Annotated in this window: 24 protein-coding genes and 1 riboswitch; of the genes, 7 read left to right on the top strand and 17 right to left on the bottom strand. The window is 66.2% G+C overall.

Annotated features, from left to right (window positions below; all coding sequences use genetic code 11):
* Positions 1 to 16: 16 nt before the first annotated feature.
* Both AC13D8_RS11605 and AC13D8_RS11600 read right to left on the bottom strand, forming a co-directional pair.
* On the bottom strand, positions 17 to 1,165 hold the full coding sequence (locus AC13D8_RS11605) for a TRAP transporter substrate-binding protein (RefSeq protein ID WP_482968971.1): 1,149 nt from the start codon (positions 1,163 to 1,165) through the stop codon (positions 17 to 19).
* A gap of 17 nt (positions 1,166 to 1,182) precedes the next feature.
* The gene (locus AC13D8_RS11600; RefSeq protein WP_482968970.1) at positions 1,183 to 1,383 is read right to left on the bottom strand and encodes a hypothetical protein; all 201 of its coding nucleotides are present in this window, start codon (positions 1,381 to 1,383) and stop codon (positions 1,183 to 1,185) included.
* A 142-nt stretch (positions 1,384 to 1,525) separates the two neighbouring features.
* Between AC13D8_RS11600 and AC13D8_RS11595 the strand changes: the two genes are divergently transcribed.
* The 3 genes from AC13D8_RS11595 to AC13D8_RS11585 all read left to right on the top strand — a co-directional run bounded on the left by AC13D8_RS11595 (position 1,526) and on the right by AC13D8_RS11585 (position 5,428).
* Positions 1,526 to 2,584, top strand: coding sequence for a LacI family DNA-binding transcriptional regulator (locus tag AC13D8_RS11595; RefSeq protein ID WP_482968969.1), 1,059 nt, complete (start codon positions 1,526 to 1,528; stop codon positions 2,582 to 2,584).
* A 561-nt stretch (positions 2,585 to 3,145) separates the two neighbouring features.
* Positions 3,146 to 4,684 carry a trimethylamine methyltransferase family protein gene (locus tag AC13D8_RS11590; RefSeq protein ID WP_482968968.1) on the top strand — a complete coding sequence of 513 codons (1,539 nt, stop codon included), beginning with the start codon at positions 3,146 to 3,148 and terminating at the stop codon, positions 4,682 to 4,684.
* Between the two features lie 111 nt (positions 4,685 to 4,795).
* Entirely contained in the window at positions 4,796 to 5,428 is a 633-nt protein-coding gene (locus tag AC13D8_RS11585) for a sulfotransferase family protein (protein WP_129431803.1), read from the top strand.
* Positions 5,429 to 5,496: 68 nt separating this feature from the next.
* Here the strand turns inward: AC13D8_RS11585 and trmB are convergent, their stop codons facing one another.
* From trmB to miaB, 9 genes are all read right to left on the bottom strand, one after another.
* Positions 5,497 to 6,222, bottom strand: a complete 726-nt coding sequence (gene trmB, locus AC13D8_RS11580) for a tRNA (guanine(46)-N(7))-methyltransferase TrmB (RefSeq protein WP_482968967.1) — start codon at positions 6,220 to 6,222, stop codon at positions 5,497 to 5,499.
* Between the two features lie 31 nt (positions 6,223 to 6,253).
* Entirely contained in the window at positions 6,254 to 7,420 is a 1,167-nt protein-coding gene (metK, locus tag AC13D8_RS11575) for a methionine adenosyltransferase (protein ID WP_104020310.1), read from the bottom strand.
* A gap of 6 nt (positions 7,421 to 7,426) precedes the next feature.
* Positions 7,427 to 7,474, bottom strand: a riboswitch (SAM-SAH riboswitch).
* Positions 7,475 to 7,512: 38 nt separating this feature from the next.
* A complete protein-coding gene (gene lnt / locus AC13D8_RS11570; RefSeq protein WP_482968966.1) occupies positions 7,513 to 8,988 on the bottom strand; it encodes an apolipoprotein N-acyltransferase in 1,476 nt (491 codons plus the stop codon).
* 25 nt (positions 8,989 to 9,013) lie between these two features.
* Positions 9,014 to 9,901, bottom strand: coding sequence for a hemolysin family protein (locus AC13D8_RS11565; RefSeq protein WP_482968965.1), 888 nt, complete (start codon positions 9,899 to 9,901; stop codon positions 9,014 to 9,016).
* Positions 9,902 to 9,941: 40 nt separating this feature from the next.
* A complete protein-coding gene (ybeY, locus tag AC13D8_RS11560) occupies positions 9,942 to 10,433 on the bottom strand; it encodes an rRNA maturation RNase YbeY (protein ID WP_482968964.1) in 492 nt (163 codons plus the stop codon).
* Between the two features lie 3 nt (positions 10,434 to 10,436).
* A complete protein-coding gene (locus AC13D8_RS11555; RefSeq protein WP_482968963.1) occupies positions 10,437 to 11,447 on the bottom strand; it encodes a PhoH family protein in 1,011 nt (336 codons plus the stop codon).
* 130 nt (positions 11,448 to 11,577) lie between these two features.
* Positions 11,578 to 11,877 (bottom strand): hypothetical protein, encoded by a 300-nt coding sequence (locus AC13D8_RS11550; protein WP_129431797.1) that lies wholly within the window; start codon positions 11,875 to 11,877, stop codon positions 11,578 to 11,580.
* Between the two features lie 10 nt (positions 11,878 to 11,887).
* Positions 11,888 to 12,466 carry an OmpA family protein gene (locus AC13D8_RS11545; protein WP_129431796.1) on the bottom strand — a complete coding sequence of 193 codons (579 nt, stop codon included), beginning with the start codon at positions 12,464 to 12,466 and terminating at the stop codon, positions 11,888 to 11,890.
* A 168-nt stretch (positions 12,467 to 12,634) separates the two neighbouring features.
* The gene (gene miaB / locus AC13D8_RS11540; protein ID WP_482968962.1) at positions 12,635 to 13,957 is read right to left on the bottom strand and encodes a tRNA (N6-isopentenyl adenosine(37)-C2)-methylthiotransferase MiaB; all 1,323 of its coding nucleotides are present in this window, start codon (positions 13,955 to 13,957) and stop codon (positions 12,635 to 12,637) included.
* 111 nt (positions 13,958 to 14,068) lie between these two features.
* On the opposite strand from miaB, the gene AC13D8_RS11535 reads away from it, so the two are divergent.
* Entirely contained in the window at positions 14,069 to 14,944 is an 876-nt protein-coding gene (locus tag AC13D8_RS11535) for a hypothetical protein (protein WP_482968961.1), read from the top strand.
* 7 nt (positions 14,945 to 14,951) lie between these two features.
* Here AC13D8_RS11535 and AC13D8_RS11530 read toward each other — a convergent pair whose 3' ends face one another.
* From AC13D8_RS11530 to fabB, 4 genes are all read right to left on the bottom strand, one after another.
* Positions 14,952 to 16,259, bottom strand: coding sequence for a glycine cleavage T C-terminal barrel domain-containing protein (locus tag AC13D8_RS11530; protein WP_482968960.1), 1,308 nt, complete (start codon positions 16,257 to 16,259; stop codon positions 14,952 to 14,954).
* 68 nt (positions 16,260 to 16,327) lie between these two features.
* Complete coding sequence (locus tag AC13D8_RS11525; RefSeq protein WP_482968959.1) at positions 16,328 to 16,630, bottom strand: hypothetical protein; 303 nt, start codon at positions 16,628 to 16,630, stop codon at positions 16,328 to 16,330.
* Between the two features lie 67 nt (positions 16,631 to 16,697).
* Positions 16,698 to 17,489, bottom strand: coding sequence for an enoyl-ACP reductase FabI (locus AC13D8_RS11520; RefSeq protein ID WP_104020302.1), 792 nt, complete (start codon positions 17,487 to 17,489; stop codon positions 16,698 to 16,700).
* Between the two features lie 7 nt (positions 17,490 to 17,496).
* Positions 17,497 to 18,726, bottom strand: a complete 1,230-nt coding sequence (fabB, locus tag AC13D8_RS11515) for a beta-ketoacyl-ACP synthase I (protein WP_482968958.1) — start codon at positions 18,724 to 18,726, stop codon at positions 17,497 to 17,499.
* Positions 18,727 to 18,880: 154 nt separating this feature from the next.
* Between fabB and AC13D8_RS11510 the strand changes: the two genes are divergently transcribed.
* Positions 18,881 to 19,489, top strand: coding sequence for a hypothetical protein (locus AC13D8_RS11510; protein WP_482968957.1), 609 nt, complete (start codon positions 18,881 to 18,883; stop codon positions 19,487 to 19,489).
* A gap of 7 nt (positions 19,490 to 19,496) precedes the next feature.
* Here the strand turns inward: AC13D8_RS11510 and irrA are convergent, their stop codons facing one another.
* On the bottom strand, positions 19,497 to 19,919 hold the full coding sequence (gene irrA / locus AC13D8_RS11505; protein WP_129431790.1) for an iron response transcriptional regulator IrrA: 423 nt from the start codon (positions 19,917 to 19,919) through the stop codon (positions 19,497 to 19,499).
* Positions 19,920 to 20,092: 173 nt separating this feature from the next.
* On the opposite strand from irrA, the gene fabA reads away from it, so the two are divergent.
* Both fabA and AC13D8_RS11495 read left to right on the top strand, forming a co-directional pair.
* Positions 20,093 to 20,602 (top strand): bifunctional 3-hydroxydecanoyl-ACP dehydratase/trans-2-decenoyl-ACP isomerase, encoded by a 510-nt coding sequence (fabA, locus tag AC13D8_RS11500; RefSeq protein ID WP_482968956.1) that lies wholly within the window; start codon positions 20,093 to 20,095, stop codon positions 20,600 to 20,602.
* A 303-nt stretch (positions 20,603 to 20,905) separates the two neighbouring features.
* Positions 20,906 to 21,259 carry an excinuclease ABC subunit A gene (locus tag AC13D8_RS11495; RefSeq protein WP_482968955.1) on the top strand — a complete coding sequence of 118 codons (354 nt, stop codon included), beginning with the start codon at positions 20,906 to 20,908 and terminating at the stop codon, positions 21,257 to 21,259.
* A gap of 101 nt (positions 21,260 to 21,360) precedes the next feature.
* Here the strand turns inward: AC13D8_RS11495 and AC13D8_RS11490 are convergent, their stop codons facing one another.
* The gene (locus AC13D8_RS11490; RefSeq protein ID WP_104020298.1) at positions 21,361 to 21,789 is read right to left on the bottom strand and encodes an FKBP-type peptidyl-prolyl cis-trans isomerase; all 429 of its coding nucleotides are present in this window, start codon (positions 21,787 to 21,789) and stop codon (positions 21,361 to 21,363) included.
* Between the last annotated feature and the right edge of the window lie 107 nt (positions 21,790 to 21,896).

Raw genomic sequence — 21,896 nt, 5'->3', positions numbered from 1 at the left:
CGGCCCGCTCATCGGCTCAGGCGTCGTGGACGTAGTGCTGCCCCTGCGTGCCCGCGGCCTCTGCGAGGCGCTCGAAGGTCTCCATCGACCCGGCCAGCTCGACCTTGAAATCGTCCCACTCGCCGCGCTGGTAGCCGCCCGTTTCCTGCCACTCGGCAAGCTGATCGTCGCTCAGCGAATGGAACTGCACCCCGGCCTTCTCCAGCTCGGCCATGGCGTAGGTCCGCGCCGATGGCACCTTGGCAAGGTTCTGATGCGCGGTCATCTCGCCCGCCCATTCGATCCCCTCTCGCACGTCCCCCGGCAACCCGTTGAACCATTCGAGGTTGACCGAATAGACCTGACTGTCCGGCACCGCCTGGGTAAAGGTGACGTGGCTCAGGATGTCCTTGAAGCCGAAAACGTAGAGCGCGCCCACCGACGGATCGAGCGCGTCGGCCACGCCCTGCTTGATCGCCGAGGGTGTCTCGCCCCACGCCACCGGCGTCGGGTTGGCCCCAACCATCCGGTAATATTGCTGGAGCATTTTCGAGCCCGGCACCCGGAACTTGACCCCCTTGAGATCGCCCGGCGTCATCACCGGCCCGGCGCCACCCTTGCGCATCGCCACCACCCGCGGGTCGATCACCACGTAGAACAGCGGCTTGAACCCCGCGGCCTCGACCTTGGGATGCACCTCCGTCCTCCAGGCGTCCGACGTCACCAGGTTGGTGAATCGCTGGTTCGAGCCGCAGAAATACGGCAGGTTGATGAGGTCCACGGCGCTGGCAAAGGGCGCGAAATTCGACAGCGAATGCTGCGCGCACTGGATCGTGCCGCCCTGCACCGCCTGCACCAGCGCACCGCCCGCGCCCAGTTGCCCGCCGGGGGCGAGCTTGACATAGACCTTGCCGCCGGTGGCGTTCTGGATGTTCTCCTTAAGATCGAGCTGCATGATCGGATAGCTGCGCGTCGCGCCCAGCACGTAGGCGGTGGCCAGCGTCATGACGTGATCGGCGGCCTGCTCGCGCTCGCGCTCCTCGCGCGCGGTCTGCGCCGCGGCCTCCGAGGACCACAACAGCCCCCCCGCCCCGGCCACCAGCGCGGCGGTAAAGCTGCCGCTGGCTGCGAGTTTCAGGAAATTGCGCCGCTCCTCGGAAACGGGCTCTCTGGTATCACGGATCATCTTGTCCTCCCGGTTGGTCAGTCCTGTTGGTTTTTTCGTTCGGTGTGTTCACGCGCCCGCGCCTCGCGCCGCAGTATGGCGACGACAAAGGCTGCGGAGGCGGCGAGCAGAACCAGCATTTCCTGCACGTCGCTCAGAAACGCGCCCCAGCCGCCCGCGCCCAGCGCGACGTTCAGGACGAAAACGGCTGCCAGTAACGACGACACCGCGAGCGACATGGTCCTCTCCTCCCCAGGAAATCCATGATTCCCGACAAATGTAAGCGCTTACATTCCACGATGCAAGCGCTTACATTCCGGGCTGGACTGACCTCTGCGCAACGTGCAGGATAGATCACCGCCGCAGCCCGGAGACCGCCCCTTGCCATCCGACCGCACAGACACCGCCCCCGGCGCCCCCACCCTCTCGGACGTGGCGGCGCGGGCGGGCGTCTCCACGGCCACGGTCTCGCGCGCCCTCAACGCCCCCGGTCAGGTCACGCAGGCCACGCGCACCCGGGTGATGCAGGCGGTCCGCGATCTCGGCTACGCGCCCAATTTCGGGGCCCGCGCGCTCGCCGCAAGGCGCACCAACACCTTCGGCGCGGTGATCCCGACGATGGACAACGCCATCTTCGCGCGCGGGCTCCAGGCATTTCAGGACACGCTGCGCGAGCATGGCGTGACGCTGCTGGTGGCATCCTCCTCCTATAAGCCCGAGCAGGAAGAGGACCAGATCCGCACCCTCATCACGCGCGGCGCCGAGGCGCTCCTGCTGATCGGCCATGACCGGACCGAGGCCGCCTATGCCCTGCTCGACCGCCAGCACATCCCCTACCTCGTCGCCTGGGCCTGGGACGAGGCCGCGCCGCGGCCCTGCGTGGGCTTCGACAACCGCGCTGCGATGCAGACGCTCACCGCCGAGGTGATCGCGCTCGGCCACCGCCGCCTTGCCGTCATCACCGCCGACCGTGCCGGTAACGACCGAGCGCGCGCACGTTTCCGGGGTGTCTGCGCGGCGATGGCGGCGGCGGGGCTCGACGCGGGCACGCTACTGGTCGAGGAAACGCCCTATTCCATCTCCAACGGCGCCGCCGCCTTTGCCCGCCTGATGGACGCGCACCCGCGCCCCACGGCGGTGCTGTGCGGCAACGACGTGCTCGCCGCGGGCGCCGTCACGCAGGCGCGCGCGCTCGGGATCGACGTGCCCGGCGACGTCTCGATCACCGGCTTCGACGATATCGAACTGGCCGCGATCCTCACCCCCGCGCTCACCACCGTGCACGTGCCGCATCGCGAAATGGGCCGGCGCGCGGCGCAAATGCTGCTCGACATGCGCGCGGGCGCCGCCCCGCCCCCCGGCCTGCGCCTCGACGCCGGGATCGCGTGGCGCGCCTCGCTCGGCCCGCCACCGGATCGAGGCGCGCGAGAAACGGGGTGACGGGGTTTGGCCTTGAGCGGTTGTTCGGGTCTTGGTGCCCATGCGCGGAATCAAGGCGTGCTTGCACGCCGCCGCGCATCGCCGGGCCGCACCGTCGCACCAGAGGTGCGCCGATACAGGCGGCACGCCTTTGGCGTGACGGCACGGCGATATGGCTGGAACCTGCGTCCCGCTCGGGCCTTTCTCGAATTTGGCCGCCATAAAGCACGGCAGAACGAACCTTGGATCACCGCGCCGCGGCCCGTCGATGCGCGGCTAATCCCGACCCCTCCAGGCCAAATGCCTCCTTCCTTCCCCCGGGTCCGGTCTGCCCCACCCCCCCCAAGAGCCGGCAACCGCCCCATCATGTTCCGTTTGCGACACCGGTCGCAAACACGACAGACAGGCCGGGCCGATTCGGTTTTGCTCGCCAAAGGAGGACGGCGTCATGGCCCCACGCAGCAAGATCGCGCTCGTATGCCGCACCATCGGGGCGGAACGTGGGCTTGCCCCGCGCGGGCGGCCCTGAGGGCACGCCAACCGCCGCACCCGACCCTGCGATCTTGCCAAGGACAATTCCCGATGACAGCCACCGCCCCGCGCCGCTCCGGCGGCCGCGCCGCGCGCCATGACGCACGCGCCGCCCCCCTCGCCGACACCCTGCGCCCGGTCCGCCCGGGCCTCGACGGTGGGCTCTACCACCCGCTGACAGAGCTACAGATGCGCCGCATCCACGCCGCGGCACTCGACGCGCTCGAACAGATCGGCCTCGCCGACGCGCCCCCCTCCGGCGTCGAGCACATGACCCGCGCGGGCGCCATCCCCGGCCCCGACGGGCGGCTGCGCTTTCCCCGCGCGCTGATCGAGGACACCATCGCCCGCGCCAACCGCGCGATCACCCTGCATGGCCGCGACCCGCGCCACGACCTGACCCTCTCGGGCAACCGCGTGCATTACGGCACGGCGGGCGCGGCGGTGCATCTCGTGGACGTGGCCACCGGCGACTACCGCGACAGCACCGTGCAGGACCTGCACGACGCCGCGCGCATCGCCGACACGCTCGACAATATCCATTTCGTGCAACGCCCGATGGTCTGCCGCGACATCGTCGACAACCGCGAGATGGACCTCAACACGCTCTACGCCTGCTGCGCGGGCACCACCAAGCATGTCGGCGTGTCCTTCACCGAGCCGGAGTTCGTCGCCGACGCGATCGAGATGCTGCACCTGATCGCGGGGGGCGAGGGCGCGTGGCGCGATCGCCCCTTCGTCAGCAATTCCAATTGCTTCGTCGTCCCGCCGATGAAATTCGCCACCGAATCCTGCCGCGTGATGGAAGAGGTGATCCGCAGCGGCATGCCGGTTCTGCTCTTGTCCGCCGGGCAGGCCGGGGCCACCGCCCCCGCCCCCATCGCGGGCGCCATCGTGCAGGCCATGGCCGAGTGCCTCGCCGGGCTCGTCTATGTCAACGCGGTCAAGCCGGGCCACCCGGCGATCTTCGGCACCTGGCCCTTCGTCAGCGACCTGCGCACCGGCGCAATGTCCGGCGGCTCGGGCGAGCAGGCGCTGCTGTCGGCGGGCTGCGCGCAGATGCACAAGTTCTACGGCCTGCCCGGCGGCGCGGTCGGCGGCATCGCCGATTCCAAGCTGCCCGACATGCAGGCCGGGTGGGAGCAGGCCACCTCCAACGTCATGGCCGGGCTCGCAGGCCTCAACATGGTCTACGAGGCGGCAGGCATGCACGCCTCGCTGCTGGGCTTCTGCCACGAGTCGCTCATCCTCGGCGATGACCTGATCGGCCAGGCGCTCCGATGCGTGCGCGGCATCGAGGTGGACGAGGACACGCTCAGCCTAGAGGTGATCCGCGACGCCTGCATCGGCGGTCCGGGCCATTACCTCGGTGCGGGCCAGACGCTGGCGCGGATGCAGACCGATTACCTCTACCCCGCCTGCGCCAACCGCGCCTCGCCCAAGGAATGGGTCGAGCAGGGCCAGCCCGACCTCATCGCCACCGCCACCGCCCGCAAGGAGCGCATCCTCGCCACCCGCGCGCCCGCCCGCTTTGCGCCTGACCTTGACGCGGCGATCCGGGCGCGGTTCCGGATACATCTTGGGTCGTGACGGTCCCCGGGCGGGCGGGCAGCACCCGCGCCGCCCGGGTCCGGTTTCGGCTAGGACAATTCCGTGACCAAGGGTATCCTGTCCCCGTTCGACGCATCAGGAGACCACGGCATGTCCCTTCAGATCATCGGCTCCGGTTTCGGGCGCACCGGCACCATGTCCACCAAGCTCGCCCTCGAAGAGCTGGGCTTCGGCCCCTGCCACCACATGTACGAGGTGATGCAGCGCCCCGAACAGCCCGCCCACTGGGCCGCCATCGCCCGCGGCGCGCCGGTGGACTGGCACGAGGTCTTTGCCGGGTTCAAGTCGCAGGTGGACTGGCCCGGCGCCGCCGTCTGGCCGCGGACGATCTACGCCTTCCCCGACGCCAAGGTCATCCATACCGAGCGCCCCGAAGAGGATTGGTGGCGCAGCTTCAGCACCACCATCAGCAAGTTCTTTACCAACGCCCCGACACTGGACCTGCCGCCGCATATCCACGGCATCTTCGACACCATGTCCGGCTGGTTCCTGAAAAACACCTTCGTCGATCACACCGACCGCGACTGCGCCATCGCCGCCTACCGCGCCAACAACCGCGCCGTGCGCGAAACCGTCCCCGCCGACCGGCTGTTGGTCTTCAATGTCGCCGACGGGTGGGGGCCGCTCTGCGATTTCCTGCGCGTGCCGGTGCCGGATACGCCCTTCCCCCGGTCGAACCCGCGCGACGAGTTCTGGGCGCATTTCGGCGGCGAGCCGGAATAAGGTTAACGGCGCGCGCGCTGTCCGTCCCGAACCTCCCGGTTCGGCGCGTGAACCTGCAGGTTCGCGGCTCAGGTCCGGCGAAATGTCAGGTAATGCGGCACGCGCCCCTCGCGCAGCGCCTTTTGCTCGTAACGTGTTGAAATCCAGTCGTTCCACGGCGCGCGCCAATCGCCGGGCCGCTCCGCCAGCCATTCGAACCCGTACCGCGGCACCTCTTCCAATGTCTGGCGCACGTAGTCGGGGATATCGGTTGCAACTCTGAAAATTGCACCTTTTTTCAGGGACTTGCACAGCGGTCTTAAATGTTCTTCAGTGACGAAACGGCGCTTGTGATGGCGCTTTTTCGGCCACGGATCGGGATAGAGCAGGAACGCCCGCGAGATCGACCCCTCGGGCAAAACATCAAACATGTTGCGGACATCCCCCGGATAGACCGCAATATTTTGTGCGCCAGACTTGCGGATCTTGCCCAACAGCATGGCCACGCCGTTGATGTAAGGCTCGCAGCCGACGATCCCCACTTCCGGGTTCGCAACCGCCTGGTGCACCATGTGCTCGCCACCGCCGAACCCGATCTCCAGCCAGATTTCCCGGTCTCCGAAATACTCTTTCAGATCAATGGGTTTCCGCTCGGGATTGATCTCCCAATCGACCGCCCCGGGCGACAAACGGCCTAGGTCCTCGTCCAGCCACGCCTCCTGGTTGGGGCGCAGCGCCTTGCCCTTGATACGCCCGTGAAAATTGCGCCACGGCGCGCCTTTCGGGTGGTGTTGGGCCGTCATATCACCTCGCATGTCACACGAAGAACGCGCGCCAAGCCGTTGTTCAAACGCTCTTTTTCAGCGCATCTACTAGGTCGGTCCGCTCCCAGCTAAAGCCGCCATCGGCCTCCGGTGCGCGCCCGAAATGCCCGTAGGCGGCGGTGCGCGCATAGATCGGTCGCGTCAGTTCCAGGTGCTCGCGAATGCCGCGCGGGGTCAGGTCCATGACCTTGCTGATCGCATTTTCAATAGCAGATTCATGCACTTGCCCGGTGTCGTGCGTGTCCACGTAGATCGACAGCGGCTTGGCCACCCCGATCGCATAGCTCAGTTGCAGCGTGCATTTGTGCGCCAGTCCAGCGGCCACGATGTTCTTGGCAAGGTAACGCGCCGCGTAAGCCGCTGATCTGTCTACCTTTGTCGGGTCCTTGCCGGAAAACGCCCCGCCCCCGTGCGGGGCCGCGCCGCCATAGGTATCGACGATGATCTTGCGCCCGGTCAGCCCCGCATCACCGTCCGGTCCGCCGATGACGAACGTTCCGGTCGGGTTCACCCACCATTCGGTTTTGTCCGTAAGCCATTGATTAGGGAGCACTTCCCGAATGTAAGGTTCGACGATGGCGCGGATGTCGTCGCTGGTTTGCGCCTCGTCGGTGTGCTGCGTCGACAGAACGAGCTGCATCACCTCCACCGGCTTGCCGTTCTCGTAGCGCAGCGTGAGCTGCGACTTGGCATCTGGGCCTAACGTCTTCTCTTTGCCGGATTTTCTCACCTCGGCCAGCCGTTTGAGGATGGCATGGGAATACAGGATCGGTGCCGGCATCAGCTCCGGCGTCTCGTCCACGGCAAACCCGAACATGATCCCCTGGTCGCCCGCACCATCGCGGTCCACGCCCTGCGCGATATGCGCCGACTGAGGATGAAGCATGTTGTGTAACTGCAAGGTATTCCAGTGAAATTCGTCTTGCTCATACCCGATATCGCGGACACAATCGCGCACGATCCCGTCGATCCGGCCCATGAATTCCGCCAGCCGCGAGCGGTCCGACAGCCCCACCTCGCCACCGACCACCACGCAATTCGTGGTGGCAAAGGTCTCGCAAGCGACGCGCGCATTCTCTTCCTCACCCAGGAAGGCATCGAGCACCGCGTCGGAAATCCGGTCGCAGACCTTGTCGGGGTGCCCCTCCGAAACGGATTCGGAGGTAAAGAGATAGTTCTGTCGGGACATGTGAATCGCTCCATTGGGTACATCCGTCACGCCAGGAAGCCGTTGTGACGGGATTGACAGTGGGTAAGCCCGCAAGCCCCCGGCGTCAATCGCTAAATGCGCCGCACACCCGCCCTGTTGCGCCACGACGACAACGCCAGAAGGGCGGCGTAGAGCGCCAGCATCGGCACATCTCCCAGCCGCGCGTAGACGGTCTCTGGCAAGGACGGTGGCAGCGGCGCATCGCGCCACCCCGCCTCGCCCAGCGGGATGCGGTCGGTCACGCGGCCGGTGGCGTCGATCATCGCCGACACGCCGGTATTGGCCACCCGAATCATCGGCAGCCCCAGCTCCGCACTGCGCAGCCGTGCCTGCGCAAGGTGCTGATAAGGACCGGAAATCTTGCCGAACCAGGCATCGTTGGTAATGAGCAGGAGGAATTCGGGGCGCTCCGGTGCCGCAAGCAGGTCGCGTGCGAAAACCCCCTCGTAGCAGATCAGCGGCAACGCCCGCCCCAGCGGCCCAAGATCGACAAGCCGCGCACCCGGCCCCGCCGAATAGCCCTGCCCCTCGTTGGCCGCGAGCCCGTAGATCCCGAACCGCGCCAGCAGGTCGCCGAATGGCATGTATTCGCCAAACGGCACAAGGTGGTGCTTGTCATAGACCCCTGTCACCGCACCACCCGCCGCGACCACGGCCAGCGAGTTGTAGATGCGCGGCCCCTCGGTCCGCTGGATGCCCAGCACGACCGGCACGCCGCGCGCCGCTTCCGATATGTCCTCAAGCGTCCGTTCTGCACGTTCGAGCAGCACCGGCACCGCCGTTTCCGGCCACACTACGAGATCGGGCGGCACCGCGCCCGCCGCCGAGAAGGCGCGCTGGCGATCGAAGAACGTCTGCACCTTGTCGGGCTGCCACTTCTCGTGCTGCGGCGCGTTCGGCTGAACAAGCCGCACCACCGGCGCCCCGGGCACGGGCGCCGCCTCGGGTGTGAGCGCCGCGCCGAGCGGCCACAATGCCGCCACCGCCGCGAGCGCAGCCGCACCAGAGGTCCGCGCGCCCGCCGCCATGTGCCAAAGCGCCACCGACGCCCCCAGCACCAGCACCAGCAATCCCGGCGCACCAAGCCACGCGGCCCAGTACAGCCATGCCGTGTCGATCAGTGCGTGCCCCGGCTGCGCCCAGGGAAAGCCGGTAAAGAGCCAGCCGCGCAGGGCCTCGGCCAGCCCCAGCCCGGCGACAAAGGCGGCCGGGCCACCGCCGGCCGCGCGCGCCAGCGCCAGCCCAGCACCCCAGTAGAGCCCGGCGCCCCCTGCCAGCCCCACAAGCGCAAAAGGCGCCATCCAGGCGTGCCGCGCGGCATCGACCATGAACGGTTCAACGATCCAGTGAAGCGCCAGCAGGAAATGCCCGGTGCCCACGCCCCAGCCAAGCCAGGCCGCCGCGCGCCAATCCTCCGTCTGCCGGAAAAACCCATAGACCAGCGCGAATCCGATCAGCGTCAGAGGCCACAGCCCCCACGGGGCCTGCCCGAGTGCCGCCACCGCGCCGACGGCCAGCAGCGCCACCACCCGCACGGGCCACCCCATGCGGGCAAGCGGCGCGGGCAAGGCGTCACTCACCGGCGAGGCTCGGGACGCGCACCCGTATCCGCTTGATCCGGCGGGGGTCGGCCTCGACCACCTCGAGGCTCGCGCCCGTGGGATGCTCGATCACCTCGCCGCGGGCGGGCACCCGGCCCAGCAGCATGAAGACCAGCCCGCCAAGCGTGTCGATCTCTTCCTCGTCGACCTCGTCGGCCTCGGTGAGCGACAGGCCGATCTCGGCCTCGAACTGATCCAGCGGCGTCTTGGCGGCGGCGAGATAGGACCCCGGCCCCTCCTTGTGCCAATAGGCATCGTCGTCGGTGTCGTGCTCGTCCTCAATCTCTCCCACCACCTGTTCGATCAGGTCCTCGATGGTCACGAGGCCGTCCACACCGCCATACTCGTCGATCACCAGAGCCATGTGCCGCCGCTCGGCCTGCATCTTCTGCATCAGCACGCCGATCGGCATCGACGGCGGCACATAGAGCAGCGGGCGCAGCATGGTCCGGATCGACAGCCGCGTGCCCTTGCCGTTAAAGCCGTGCTTGAGCGCAAAATCCTTGAGGTGGATCATGCCGAGAGGCGTGTCGAGCGTGCCCTCGTAGACCGGTAGGCGCGACATGCCGCTCTCACGAAACACCTGCACGAGATCGCCAAGGCTGATGTCCACGGGCACGGCGACGATCTCGGCGGTTGGGACGGCCACGTCCTCGACCGTGACATCGCGCAACCGATCGACGCCGAAAATCGCGGCCCCCGATCCGTCGGGCACCTCGTCGTCCGCGTCCTCTTCGTCACTGTGGTTGAAAATACCGATAACCCGGCGAAAAAATCCGCCCGTCTCGTCGCTCTCGGTTCGGCCCTCAGGCTGCGCGCTCCGCGCCGCGCCAGGTGATCCTTCTATGCTTTCGTCCATTCGTCTCGTCTCAAGTGGCGGGGCAAAACACCCCTTCATGTCAAGTATATGGGTCAGGAACCCCCAGTTTGCCAAGTATCGCGATCTCGGTTGTCTCCATGAGCGTGGCATCCGGGTCACGGATGTGATCATAGCCCAGCAGGTGCAGAACCGCGTGAACGACAAGATGGGTGACGTGATCGGCCAACGGGCGGCCCGCCTCGGCGGCCTCGCGCGCGCAGGTCTCCCAAGCTATGGCGATATCACCAAGAAAGGGCTCCGGGCCCGGCTCGGGCGGGGCGGGGCGGGCTCCGGGCACCTTCGGTGCGCGGTCCTCGGCGGGCCAGCTCAGCACGTTGGTGGCGGCGGGTTTGTCCCGGAAATCGGCGTTGAGCGCCATGATGCGCGAATCGTCGCAGGCCAGCAGGCTGATCTCCCACAACTCGGGATCAAGCCCGAGATGGGCGAGCGTGGCCCCCGCCGCGCGCGACGCCAGCGCCTCCAGCCCCGCCTCATTCCAGCGCGCATCCTCGACGATCATCTCCACGGGCATTGCTCAGCCATCGGCCTCGTAGGCCTCGATGATCGCCGCCACCAGCGGGTGGCGCACCACGTCGCGCGCAGAGAAGTAGTTGAAGCTGATCTGCGGGATGGAGGCCAGCAACCGCTCGGCATCCGACAGCCCCGAGGGCACGCCGCGCGGCAGGTCGATCTGCGTGCGATCGCCGGTGACGACCATGCGGCTGCCTTCGCCCAGGCGGGTCAAGAACATCTTCATCTGCATCGACGTGGCGTTCTGCGCCTCGTCGAGCACCACGAACGCGTTCGACAGCGTGCGCCCGCGCATGAACGCGAGCGGCGCGATCTCGATCCGCTTTTCCTCGATCAGCTTGGCCAGCTGCTTGCCCGGCAGGAAATCGTTCAGCGCGTCGTAGAGCGGCTGCATGTAGGGATCGACTTTTTCCTTCATGTCGCCGGGCAGATAGCCCAGCTTCTCGCCCGCCTCGACCGCCGGGCGCGCCAGGATGATCCGGTCCACATGCCCCTCGATGAACATGTTCACGCCAACGGCGACGGCGAGATAGGTCTTGCCGGTGCCCGCGGGACCGATGCCAAAGGCCAGCTCGTTCGCGTAGAGCGATTTCACATAGGCCTTCTGCGCGTCGGTGCGCGGCTCGACCAGCTTCTTGCGGGTGCGGATCTCGACCGCACCGCCCTTGAACATTTCAAGCTGATCGCCGTCGAGCCCGCCGGTTGTTACCTCGTCATCGGCCCCCATGCGCAGCTCGCGGTCCACGTCGGCGAAATCCACGTCCTTGCCACCTTCGAGCCGGGCATAAAGAGCATTGAGGACACCCGTCGCCTCGGCGGCCGGTGCCTCCTCGCCCAGAACGGATAGCAGGTTGCCGCGCCGCACGATCTGCACGCCGAGAACACGCTCGATCTCGGCGAGGTTGCGGTCGTATTCGCCGCACAGGTCGATCAGCAGCTTGTTGTCCGGAAATTCGACCGCCGTCTCGTGGAGCGAATCGGGGCCGGGGGCGGGGGGCGATGCGGTGTTACCCAAACAGGTCTCCAAGGGTCAGAGTTGCATCCCGACCCTGCCAAGATGTACCGCCGAGCGCAAGCGACAAGCGTGTGAGAGGCGCGAAGCCGCCCGGCCCCGCGCCGTCATGGCAATCGGCTCCCAACCACCGTCAAATAGAGTCTGATATTCCTTGGCCTTCCTTGAACGGTCCCGTGGCCACCGTCGGCGGTGCCGCTCCCGAGCAGACCGGCTTGCCGAACTTGTCGAGGCGCTGGGAGAGATAGCCCTCGACCCCGTCGTCGATGATCCAGTGGTCGCAGCCATTCGGATCGATCCATATACCGGCACGCATCGTGCTGAGGTGATCCTTGTCGATCAGGTTGCGGTCCATCGTCTTGTCGGGACCGACATCACATGCGGCCAACAAACCGACGACAGGAAAAACGAGTGCAATTCGAAAGGTTTTCATGACAATATCCTCAGCGCCAGCACATGATCTCGACACGGCGGTTCTGCGCCATGCCTTGGGCGGTGTTGTTCGACGCCTTGGGCATCCGCTCGCCATAACCGCGCACATCGGCGATACGCGCGCCCATGCCGCGCGCCACCGACGCTACCGCGTTGGCGCGGCGATACGACAGGCCCATGTTGTATTCGTCTGAGGCGCGGCTGTCGGTATGGCCCACGATGGTGTAGGAGATCGCCCCCGCCTGCTGGAAAAACTCGCGCAACCGCTGTTTACCGGCGGGCTGAATGCGCGCGCTGTCGGTCGCGAACAGCGTGTCGGTGTTGACGGTGCCGCACAGGTTGGCCTCGCGGCAGACGGGGATGCCCTGCCGATTGACATGCGGGCTCATGTAGCCCTCGGCCCCGTCATCCATCACCCAGTGCTCGCAGCCGTCCGGATCAACCCAGATGGTCGGAATATACCGCTCTCCCGTCACGGTGCGCTGCCCCTGTTGGGCGATTGCCGCCCCGGCGAAGACCGACGCCCCGAGCGCCACGACCGCGGCACCCCCCGCGGCTCGGCGCAGTATCTCGGATATCTTGCTTGCCACTGTCCCAGTCCCCTGTTGTCAAATACCGCGCCTGGAACGACGCGGTTGTCATCAAATCTATCAGGAGTTTAACTAATTTACGCTCTTTGTGAAGCAAATTTCACCAGATATTGTGGACGAACGGGAAACAATCCCTATCGGGCCGCAATCTCGCCACATTCACCGGCCCTATGCGACGACCCGTCCGGCCAGTGAATTGGCCCCGCTCTCCACGATCTCGACCTGCGCGAGATCGCCCACCCCGAGGCCGGGGTCGGTGACGTGGACCGCGTGCAGGTGGTCGGACTTGCCCACCATCTGCCCGGCCATCCGCCCCGGCTTCTCGAACAGCACACCCACCGTGCGACCCACCATCGCGTCCTGCACCGCGCGCTGCTGCCGGGTGATGAGGTCCTGCAGCCGGTGCAGCCGCTCGGCCTTGACCCCCTCATCCACCTGCGGGCGCTCGGCGGCGGGGGTGCCGGGGCGCGTGGAATACTTGAACGAAAACGCCTGCCCGTATCCGACGGCCTCGATCAGGTCGAGCGTGGCCCGGAAATCGTCCTCGGTTTCCTCGGGAAAGCCGGTAATGAAATCGCCCGAGATGAGGATATCGGGCCGCACCGCGCGAATCCGCTCGATCAGGCGGATATAGCCCTCGGCGGTGTGCTTGCGGTTCATCCGCTTGAGGATGCGGTCGCTGCCCGACTGCACCGGCAGGTGCAGGTAGGGCATCAGCTTTGCACATTCGCCATGCGCCGCGATCAGGTCGTCGGTCATGTCGTTGGGGTGGCTGGTGGTGAATCGGATGCGCTCCAGCCCGTCGATGTCATTGAGCGCCCAGATCAGCCGCGCGAGGCTCCAGTCCCCGCCCTCGCCCGGCCCGTGATAGGCGTTGACGTTCTGCCCCAGCAGGGTGATCTCGCGCACCCCGCGCTCGACCAGGTCGCGCGCCTCTTCCAGCACCCGCGCGGGCGGACGGCTCACCTCGGCGCCGCGGGTATAGGGAACCACGCAGAAGGCACAGAACTTGTCACAGCCCTCCTGCACGGTCAGGAACGCGGTCGGCCCGCGCTTCGCCTTGGGGCGCTTGCGCAGCGTGTCGAACTTGTCATCCGTTGGGAAATCGGTGTCGAGCGCCTTCTCGCCCCCGCGCACCCGTGCCTCCATCTGCGGCAGGCGGTGATAGCTCTGCGGCCCCACCACCAGGTCGACCAGCGGCTGGCGGCGCATGATCTCCTCACCCTCGGCCTGCGCCACGCACCCCGCCACCCCGATCATGAGATCGGGGTTGTCAGCCTTCAGCGCCCGCAGGCGGCCCAGCTCGGAATAGACCTTCTCGGCGGCCTTTTCGCGGATATGGCAAGTATTCAGCAGGATCATGTCCGCCTCGGTCGCGTCCCCGGTCTCGACATAGCCCGCCGCGCCGATGGCCTCGACCATGCGCTCGCTGTCATAGACGTTCATCTGACAGCCATAGGTGCGGATATAGAGCTTTCTGGGATCGGCCATGCGCCCGGCTCCTGCCTGTGAATTCACGCTCGGCTCCTACATCAGGGCAGGCCCCTCTTGCAATGCCCGCCGGTTTTGCCGATTCTGCACCGAAACGGGCAGGACAAACAAATGACGGCACCCACGCTCACCGATTTCCTGGCCGCGCCGGGCACGGCGCTTTCCACCGGGCCGCTGGCGATGATCTTCGCCGAGGACGAAACCGAGATCGACTCGACCCTGCGCCATCATATCGACCTGGGGTTCAAGTCGGTGCTGTTCTTCGCGCCCGACGCCTTTGCCTCCGCGCCCGACGTCACCGCAGAGCCGATAGTCCACCGCATCCGCTTCGACGCGCCGGGCGGCGAGGATCCGGTCACCGCGGTCAACGCCGTGGCCGCCGCCGCGCCGGGGCTTTGGATGTATTACTGTTTCAACGCCGAATACCTGTTCTACCCGTTCTGCGAAACGCGCAGCGTCGGCGAGCTGCTCACCTTCCACGCCGAGGAACAGCGCGATGCGATGCTTGCCTACGTGATCGACCTCTACGCCCCCGATCTCGACCGCCATGCCGATGCCGTCTCGCTCGAAGAGGCACAGCTCGACCGCTCGGGCTATTACGCGCTGGGCCGACCCGACCCGGACAATCACAACCACCCAAGGGAACGCCAGCTCGATTTCTTCGGCGGGCTGCGCTGGCGCTTCGAGGAGCACATCCCCCCGGACCGCCGCAAGATCGACCGCGTCGCGCTGTTTCGCGCGCAGCCGGGGGTGCGCCTGCGCGCCGATCACACCTTCTCGGACGAGGAATACAACACCTATGCCTGCCCCTGGCACAACAACCTGACCGCGGCCATCGCGTCGTTTCGCACCGCCAAGGCGCTCAAGCGCAATCCGGGCTCGACCTTCGACATCCCGACCTTCACCTGGCACAATTCCGTGCCATTCGAATGGCACTCGCGGCAGTTGCTCGACCTCGGCCTGATGGAGCCGGGGCAGTGGTTCTGACCCGCGCTCAGGCTCCACCCTCTTTCCGGCGCTCGCGCGCACTCGGATGCGCAGACGCGACGAACGGCACCTCGGACACGATCGCCCATACCGATTTTCCCGAGCTTTCCTGATACATCTCGGGCAGTTCCACCCGAAGCCGCGTGCCGATGGCCGATTTCTCCCACGGCACGTAGGCAAGCGCGATGTTTTGCTCCAGGTCGGGCGAATACCACGGCGAGGTGACATAGCCGCAACGTTCATTGTTTTCGTCCCCCACCAGCCAGAAATCCGGCGCGTAATCGGTGATCGGCAGGCCACCCATCTTGAGCCCCACGAGTTTCAGCGCGAACGGGTAGCGCCCCGCCTCGATCTCGTCGCGCTGCGCCTCCAGCGCCGCCTTGCCGATATAATCGGCACTCTTTTTGCGCGGCACCTGGTAGGCGAGATTGACCTGAAACGGAGAGGTCTCGGCATCCATGTCCTGCCCCCACGACAGGATACCCGCCGCGATCCGCCGATGATGCCCCGGGGCGATCACCCGGAGGCCGTAATGCGCCCCGATGCCGCGCAACGCATACCAGACGCGCTCGGCCGTCTGCGACGCGTCGCGCACGTAAATCTCATATCCCTTCTCACCGCTGAACCCGGTCTGGCTGATGATCACCGGGCAACCGTCGATCTGCGCCTCCATCAGCCCGTAATAGGGAATCTCCCGCAGGCCTTCGCCCAGCAGGTCGGCCATCAACTCTTCCGACAGCGGGCCTTGCACCTGCAACGGGGCCACGTCCAACTCGCGGATATCGACATCCCAGCGTTTCGGCGTGTTCACCCCCTGCAACCACAGCATAAGGTCGGTGTCCGAGATCGAGAACCAGAATTCATCCTCCGACAGCCGCAGCAGAACCGGATCGTTCAGGATGCCGCCCTTGTCATTGCACAATATGCAGTATTTGCCACGCATCGGCTGGATGCGGGTGGCGTCGCGGGTGATAACTGTGTTGACGAAATCCTCGGCATCCGGCCCTTTGACGCGGATCTGCCGCTCCACCGCGACGTTCCACAGCGTCACGCCATTGACCAGCGCCCGGTATTCCGCCATCGCCCCGCCATCCTCGGGCCGGGCATAGCCGCGCGGGTGATACATGCGGTTGTAGACGGTGGCACGCCACGCCCCCGCCTCGATCGACAGGTGCCAGAACGGCGATTTGCGCACCCGTGTTGAAATCAGCATCTGGACGGGGGTGGTGCCGGATTGGCGCAGGTTCGCGGGCACCGTGCGGTCCGATTGATCTACGCTCGGCACATTGGGGTGTGTGCGGCTCGTGTGTGTCATACATCCGAGATGGGCATTCATGTGTCGAGATCAACACGCGCACCACTCACGACGGCGTAGCCAGTGCCTCAGCGCATCACCGTGTCGATGAACCACCCCGAAAGCCCCGCCTTGTTGCCCGAGGAGGAAGAGCCGCCGCCCATTCCCGCCAGAAGGGTGCCCGGCCCCGGCGCGCCCTCGATGGCGGCCCCGGCGTAGGTGACCGCCTGCTGCATCCGCGCATGAACCCAGGGGGCAAGCCGCGGCTCCTGCCAGATCGCCGTGCCGATACAGACCAGCAGCGCCAGCCGCACCGGCCAGGCCCAGGCCCGCGCGCGGCGCGCTCTGGCGGCAAGAACCTGCTCTCGCGGAGGCTGGGATGAATAGACCATGGACATTGCCGCAGGTTATCGCCCCCGCATGGCGGGAATGGGGCAGAACCTGGGCCGCGCCCTGACCTCAGAGGTTCTCGGCCTGCGGCATCCCCAGAACATGGTAGCCGCAATCAATATGGATGATCTCGCCACTGGTGCACGCCCCGGCGTCCGAGGCCAGCCAGACCGCCGTGCCGCCGATCGCCTCGAGCGTCGCATTGGCGCGCAGCGGAGCGTTCATTTCGGTGTGCTTGAACGTCTTGCGCGCGCCTCCGATGGCCGCGCCCGCCAGCGTCTTCATCGGGCCGGGGCTGAGCGCGTTGACGCGGATGCCGTCGGGGCCGAGATCGTTGGCCAGGTACCGCGTCGTCGCCTCTAGCGCGGCCTTGGCCACCCCCATCACGTTGTAATTGGGCACCACCTTGTTCGATCCCTGGTACGTCAGCGTCATCAGGCAGCCACCATTCGCCTTCATCAGCGGATAGGCGCGCCGCGCCACCTCGATGAAGGAATAGGTCGAGATGTCCAGCGAATGCTTGAAATTCGCGCGGCTGGTGTTGAGAAACCGCCCCGTCAGTTCCGACTTGTCCGAATAGGCGATGGCATGGACCACGAAATCGATGGTGGGCCAACGCTCGGCCAGTTGTCCGAACGCCACGCCGAGCGACTCGTCGTCGGTCACGTCCACGTCGAGAAGCAGGTCCGACCCGAGGCTCTCGGCGAGCGGGGCCACGCGCTTGCCGAACGCCTCGCCCTGGTAGGTAAACGCCAGCTCCGCCCCCGCCGCGCGCATCTCGCGGGCGATCCCCCAGGCGATAGAGCGATCATTGGCCACCCCCATGATAAGCCCGCGCTTGCCCTGCATCGAAATCGTCATTTGCCTGTCATCCGTGATACTTGCTCAGCAGCATCGCACCGTTGGTGCCACCGAAGCCGAAACTGTTGGTCATCACCGTGTCGAGCCCGGCCCCGTCCACCCGCGCGGTGGCGATCTCGCCCGGATCGAGCGCGGGGTCCAGCGTCTCGACATTGATCGAGGGGATGATGAAATCGTGCTCCAGCGCCAGCAGGCAGTAGATCGCCTCCTGCGCGCCGGTCGCGCCCTGGCTGTGGCCCGTCATCGACTTGGTCGAACTGATCGGCGGCGTGGTGCCACGCCCGAAGATGCGGCGCACCGCCTCGACCTCGCCCACGTCGCCCACCGGGGTCGAGGTGCCGTGTGCGTTGATATAGCTCACCTCGCGGCCCTCGGGCAGCATCGAGAGGGCCAGCCGCATCGCCCGCTCGCCCCCCTCGCCCGAGGGGGCCACCATGTCGTCGCCATCCGAGGTAGCACCGTATCCCGTGACCTCGGCGTAGATCTTCGCACCGCGCGCAAGCGCGTGCTCGAGATCCTCCAGCACCACGATGCCGCCCCCGCCCGAGATCACGAACCCGTCGCGCCCCTCGTCGAAGGCGCGGCTCGCGCGGGAAGGGTCGTCATTGTATTTCGACGACATCGCCCCCATCGCGTCGAACAGGCACGACAGCGTCCAGTCCAGTTCCTCACCGCCGCCGGCGAACATCACGTCCTGCTTGCCCATCATGATCTGCTCGGCGGCGTTGCCGATGCAATGCAGCGAGGTGGAACAGGCAGAGGTGATCGAATAGTTGATCCCCTTGATCCGGAACGCGGTGCTCAGATTGGCCGAGATCGTCGAGCACATGCACTTGGGCACGGCAAACGGCCCGATCCGCCGGGTGGAGCCCGTCTTGAGCACCACCTGGTGCGCCGCCAGCATCGCCGAGGTCGACGGCCCGCCCGATCCGGCAATGAGCCCGGTGCGCGGGTTGACGATGTCGCCCTCATCCAGCCCCGAATCGGCGATGGCCTGGCTCATGGCGACATGGGCATAGGCCGCCCCCGGCCCCATGAAGCGCAGCGTGCGCTTGTCCACATGCTCGGCAATATCGAGGTCGATCGCGCCCGCCACGCGGCTGCGAAAGCCATGCTCGGCCATCGCCTCATTGGCGGTGATCCCCGACCGCCCCTCCCGGAGCGAGGCCAGAACCTCCTCGACGTTGTTGCCGATGCTGGAGACGATCCCCAGCCCGGTCACCACGACTCGACGCATCGCCGTCCTCCTATCTGCGCTCCCGCCTTGTGTAAGACAGGCAGGTATACGGGGCAAGCGGTTAGGGGCAAGCGTCCCGGCATCAGACACGGTTTCGCGTCACCGCGCGGTAGGGTAGCGTCCCGCCACACGCACCAACCCGGAGGCCCCGCCCGTGAGCACCACCGAGACGATCCTCGCCCGCATCCGCGAGTTGCAGGATGAAATGGAAGAAGAGTTCGCCCGCCGCCGCGCCGCGTTCCGATACCGGTTCGAGAACGGCCGCGTGGTGTTCGAGGCCGAGGTGCGGCGCCGTCACCGCGAGATGCGGGTGCGGCTCTCGACCTTCCTGCGCCACACCCGGCCCATGTCGATCATCACCGCACCGGTGATCTACGCCATGATCGTGCCTTTCGTGGCTCTCGATCTCTTCGTGACCATCTACCAGGCAGTGTGCTTTCCCGCCTACGGGATCGACAAGGTGCGGCGCGCCGATTTCATCCGCATCGACCGCCACCACCTCGCCTATCTCAACGCCCTGCAAAAGCTGAACTGCGTCTATTGCGGCTACTGCAACGGGCTCATCGGCTATGTGCAGGAAATCGCGGGTCGAACCGAGGCCTATTGGTGCCCGATCAAGCACGCCGCGCGGGTCGGCGCACACCATGCCTATTACGCGCAATTCGTCGACTACGGCGATGCCGAAGGGTTCGAAGAGGGGCTGAAGGAATCGCGCCGCCGCATCACGCAGGCCGGGCTGTCGGGCATCGCGCCAAAGGGATGAGCCGCGCTCAGCCCCGGCTGCGGCGCAGGCGGATCACCACGTCGACGGCGGTGATCTCAGCGCCTTCGGGGGCCGAAGGCAGGCGCGCGATCTCCAGTTCGTCGGCGGGCGCGTCGCTCAGCCGGTTCTCGTCTTCCCAAAAGAAATGCGGGTGATCATGGGTGTTGGTGTCGAAATAGCTCTTGGAGCCATCCACCGTCACCTCCTGCAAAAGCCCCGCGTCGCAGAATGCCTTGAGCGTGTTGTAGATGGTGGCAAGCGACACGCTCTCGCCCGCCGCGCGGGCATCGGCAAACAGGCTCTCGGCGGTGACGTGGCGGTGCTGGCCGTCGCCGTGCAACAGTCGCGCCAGCGCCACGCGCTGCCGCGTCGGCCGCAGCCCAACCTGCCCAAGCCAGTCGGTCGCCATGATGCTGTGCTGATCCGTCATCGCCATTTCCCTATCGTTACCCTACAATATAGGTTTTCCGCCCCCTCGATTTCAAACGAAAATCGCGACCATTATGCAGCACGGACGGTGCGGCGCAGGGTTGCAAGGAGGATTCGCGCGGTGATAGAGGAATGCCAGACCCCGCCCGCCCGCATGTGAAAGGGATTGCCCCGATGGCCGATTATCCGCGCAGCTTCGATCGCGATGACCTCCTGAAATGCGCGCGGGGAGAGCTTTTCGGCCCCGGCAACGCGCAACTGCCCCTGCCGCCGATGCTGATGATGGACCGCATCACCGATATCTCGGGCGATGGCGGAGCACATGGCAAGGGCCACGTTGTGGCCGAGTTCGACATCCGCCCCGACCTGTGGTTCTTCGAATGCCACTTCCCCGGCAACCCGATCATGCCCGGCTGCCTCGGACTCGACGGCCTGTGGCAGCTCACCGGCTTCAACCTCGGCTGGCGCGGCTGGCAGGGGCGCGGCTATGCGCTCGGCGTGGGCGAGGTAAAGCTCACGGGCATGGTCCGCCCCGAAAGAACGATGCTCACCTACAAGGTGGATTTCACCAAGGCGGTGCAGACCCGGCGGCTCACGATGGGGGTGGCCGATGGCATCGTCGAGGCCGATGGAGAGGTCATCTACCAGGTCCGCGACATGAAGGTCGCGCTGAGCGAGGGCTGAGGACACCCCCGCAGCCCCTTGCCGGATTTGTCGTGGATCGCGCCAGGTCCGAGGCGCTATCAGCAATGGCACAATAACCGGGTCGAGCGCATTGCGGTCGCAGACCGACACGGCCTGACCCGGCGTGCACATGGATTGCCTCGATAAAGGCAGTCACGCTCGCAATGCTGCCAAAGTTGAAAGAATGCGGGCACGGCGTATCCGCCGATAAGCCTCTTTCCGCCGACATACGTGTTCAAGAGAAGCACATTGCAGGGAAGATGATTACATGTCCGACAGGTAGTCATTACGAGGAGATCTCTTATGCGACAGATTCCGCTTCTCATCACCACAGCGGCTGTAGTCTGTCTCGGCCTCGCCGCAGAGGCGGGAAATCACAAGCCGCTCAAGGGACATACAGTGGGCGTCGGAAGAGTCGCCGATTGCCCGCCCGGTCTGGCCAAGAAAAATCCACCCTGCGTGCCACCGGGGCTAGCTCGCAAATACGGGCGTGGCGACATCATCTATGGCGATTACTGGATCGTCCGCCATCCGGGGCGCTACGGGCTTGATGCCAACGAGACCTACTACCGCGTGGGCGATTACGTCTACCGCGTGGATCGCGATACGCGCGAGGTCCTGGACCTGATCGGCGCAGCCGTCCGTGTGTTGAACTAGAGCATGTCGCTCAGAAGTAGTGTCGCGGGCCCCCGTCACCCACCTCAAACGCAACGCGCCGGGCAAGGCCCGGCGCGCGCATTCCGTCGCGGCATCCGCGATCAGTCGATATCGACCACCTCGATGGCGAACGTGAGGTCCTGCCCCGCCAGCGGGTGGTTGGCGTCGAGGATCACCTGCTCTTCGGTCACTTCGGCCACCGTCACGGGCATCACCTGCCCCTGCGGCGTCTGCACCTGAAGGCGCGTGCCGATATCGAGCGGGATATCCTCGGGGATGTCGGCGCGCGGCACCGCCTGCTTGGCGTCGGGGTCGGCGTCGCCATAGGCTTCGGCGGCGGGCACCTCGACGGTCTTTTTCTCGCCAACGGCCATGCCGGGCAGCGCGGCTTCGAGACCGGGGATGATCTGCCCCGACCCGACGGTGAATTCCAGCGGATCGCGGCCTTGCGACGAATCGAAGGTCTCGCCATCGGCCAGCGTGCCGGTGTAGTGAATACGGACGGTGTCGCCCTCTTTGACCTGGGTCATACGATGTTCCAATGCTTGGGGATGGGTGAGTTTGCAAGGCCGCGCGGCGCGCGGGTGCTCGGTTGATGCAGAGACCCTAGCCGAGCCGTCACGGATTCGCAAACAGC

This window comes from Roseovarius sp. B-10 (genome assembly GCF_056859295.1).
The sequence above is the reverse complement of the archived record's forward strand: the minus strand, read 5'-3'. Positions and strand labels throughout refer to the sequence as shown.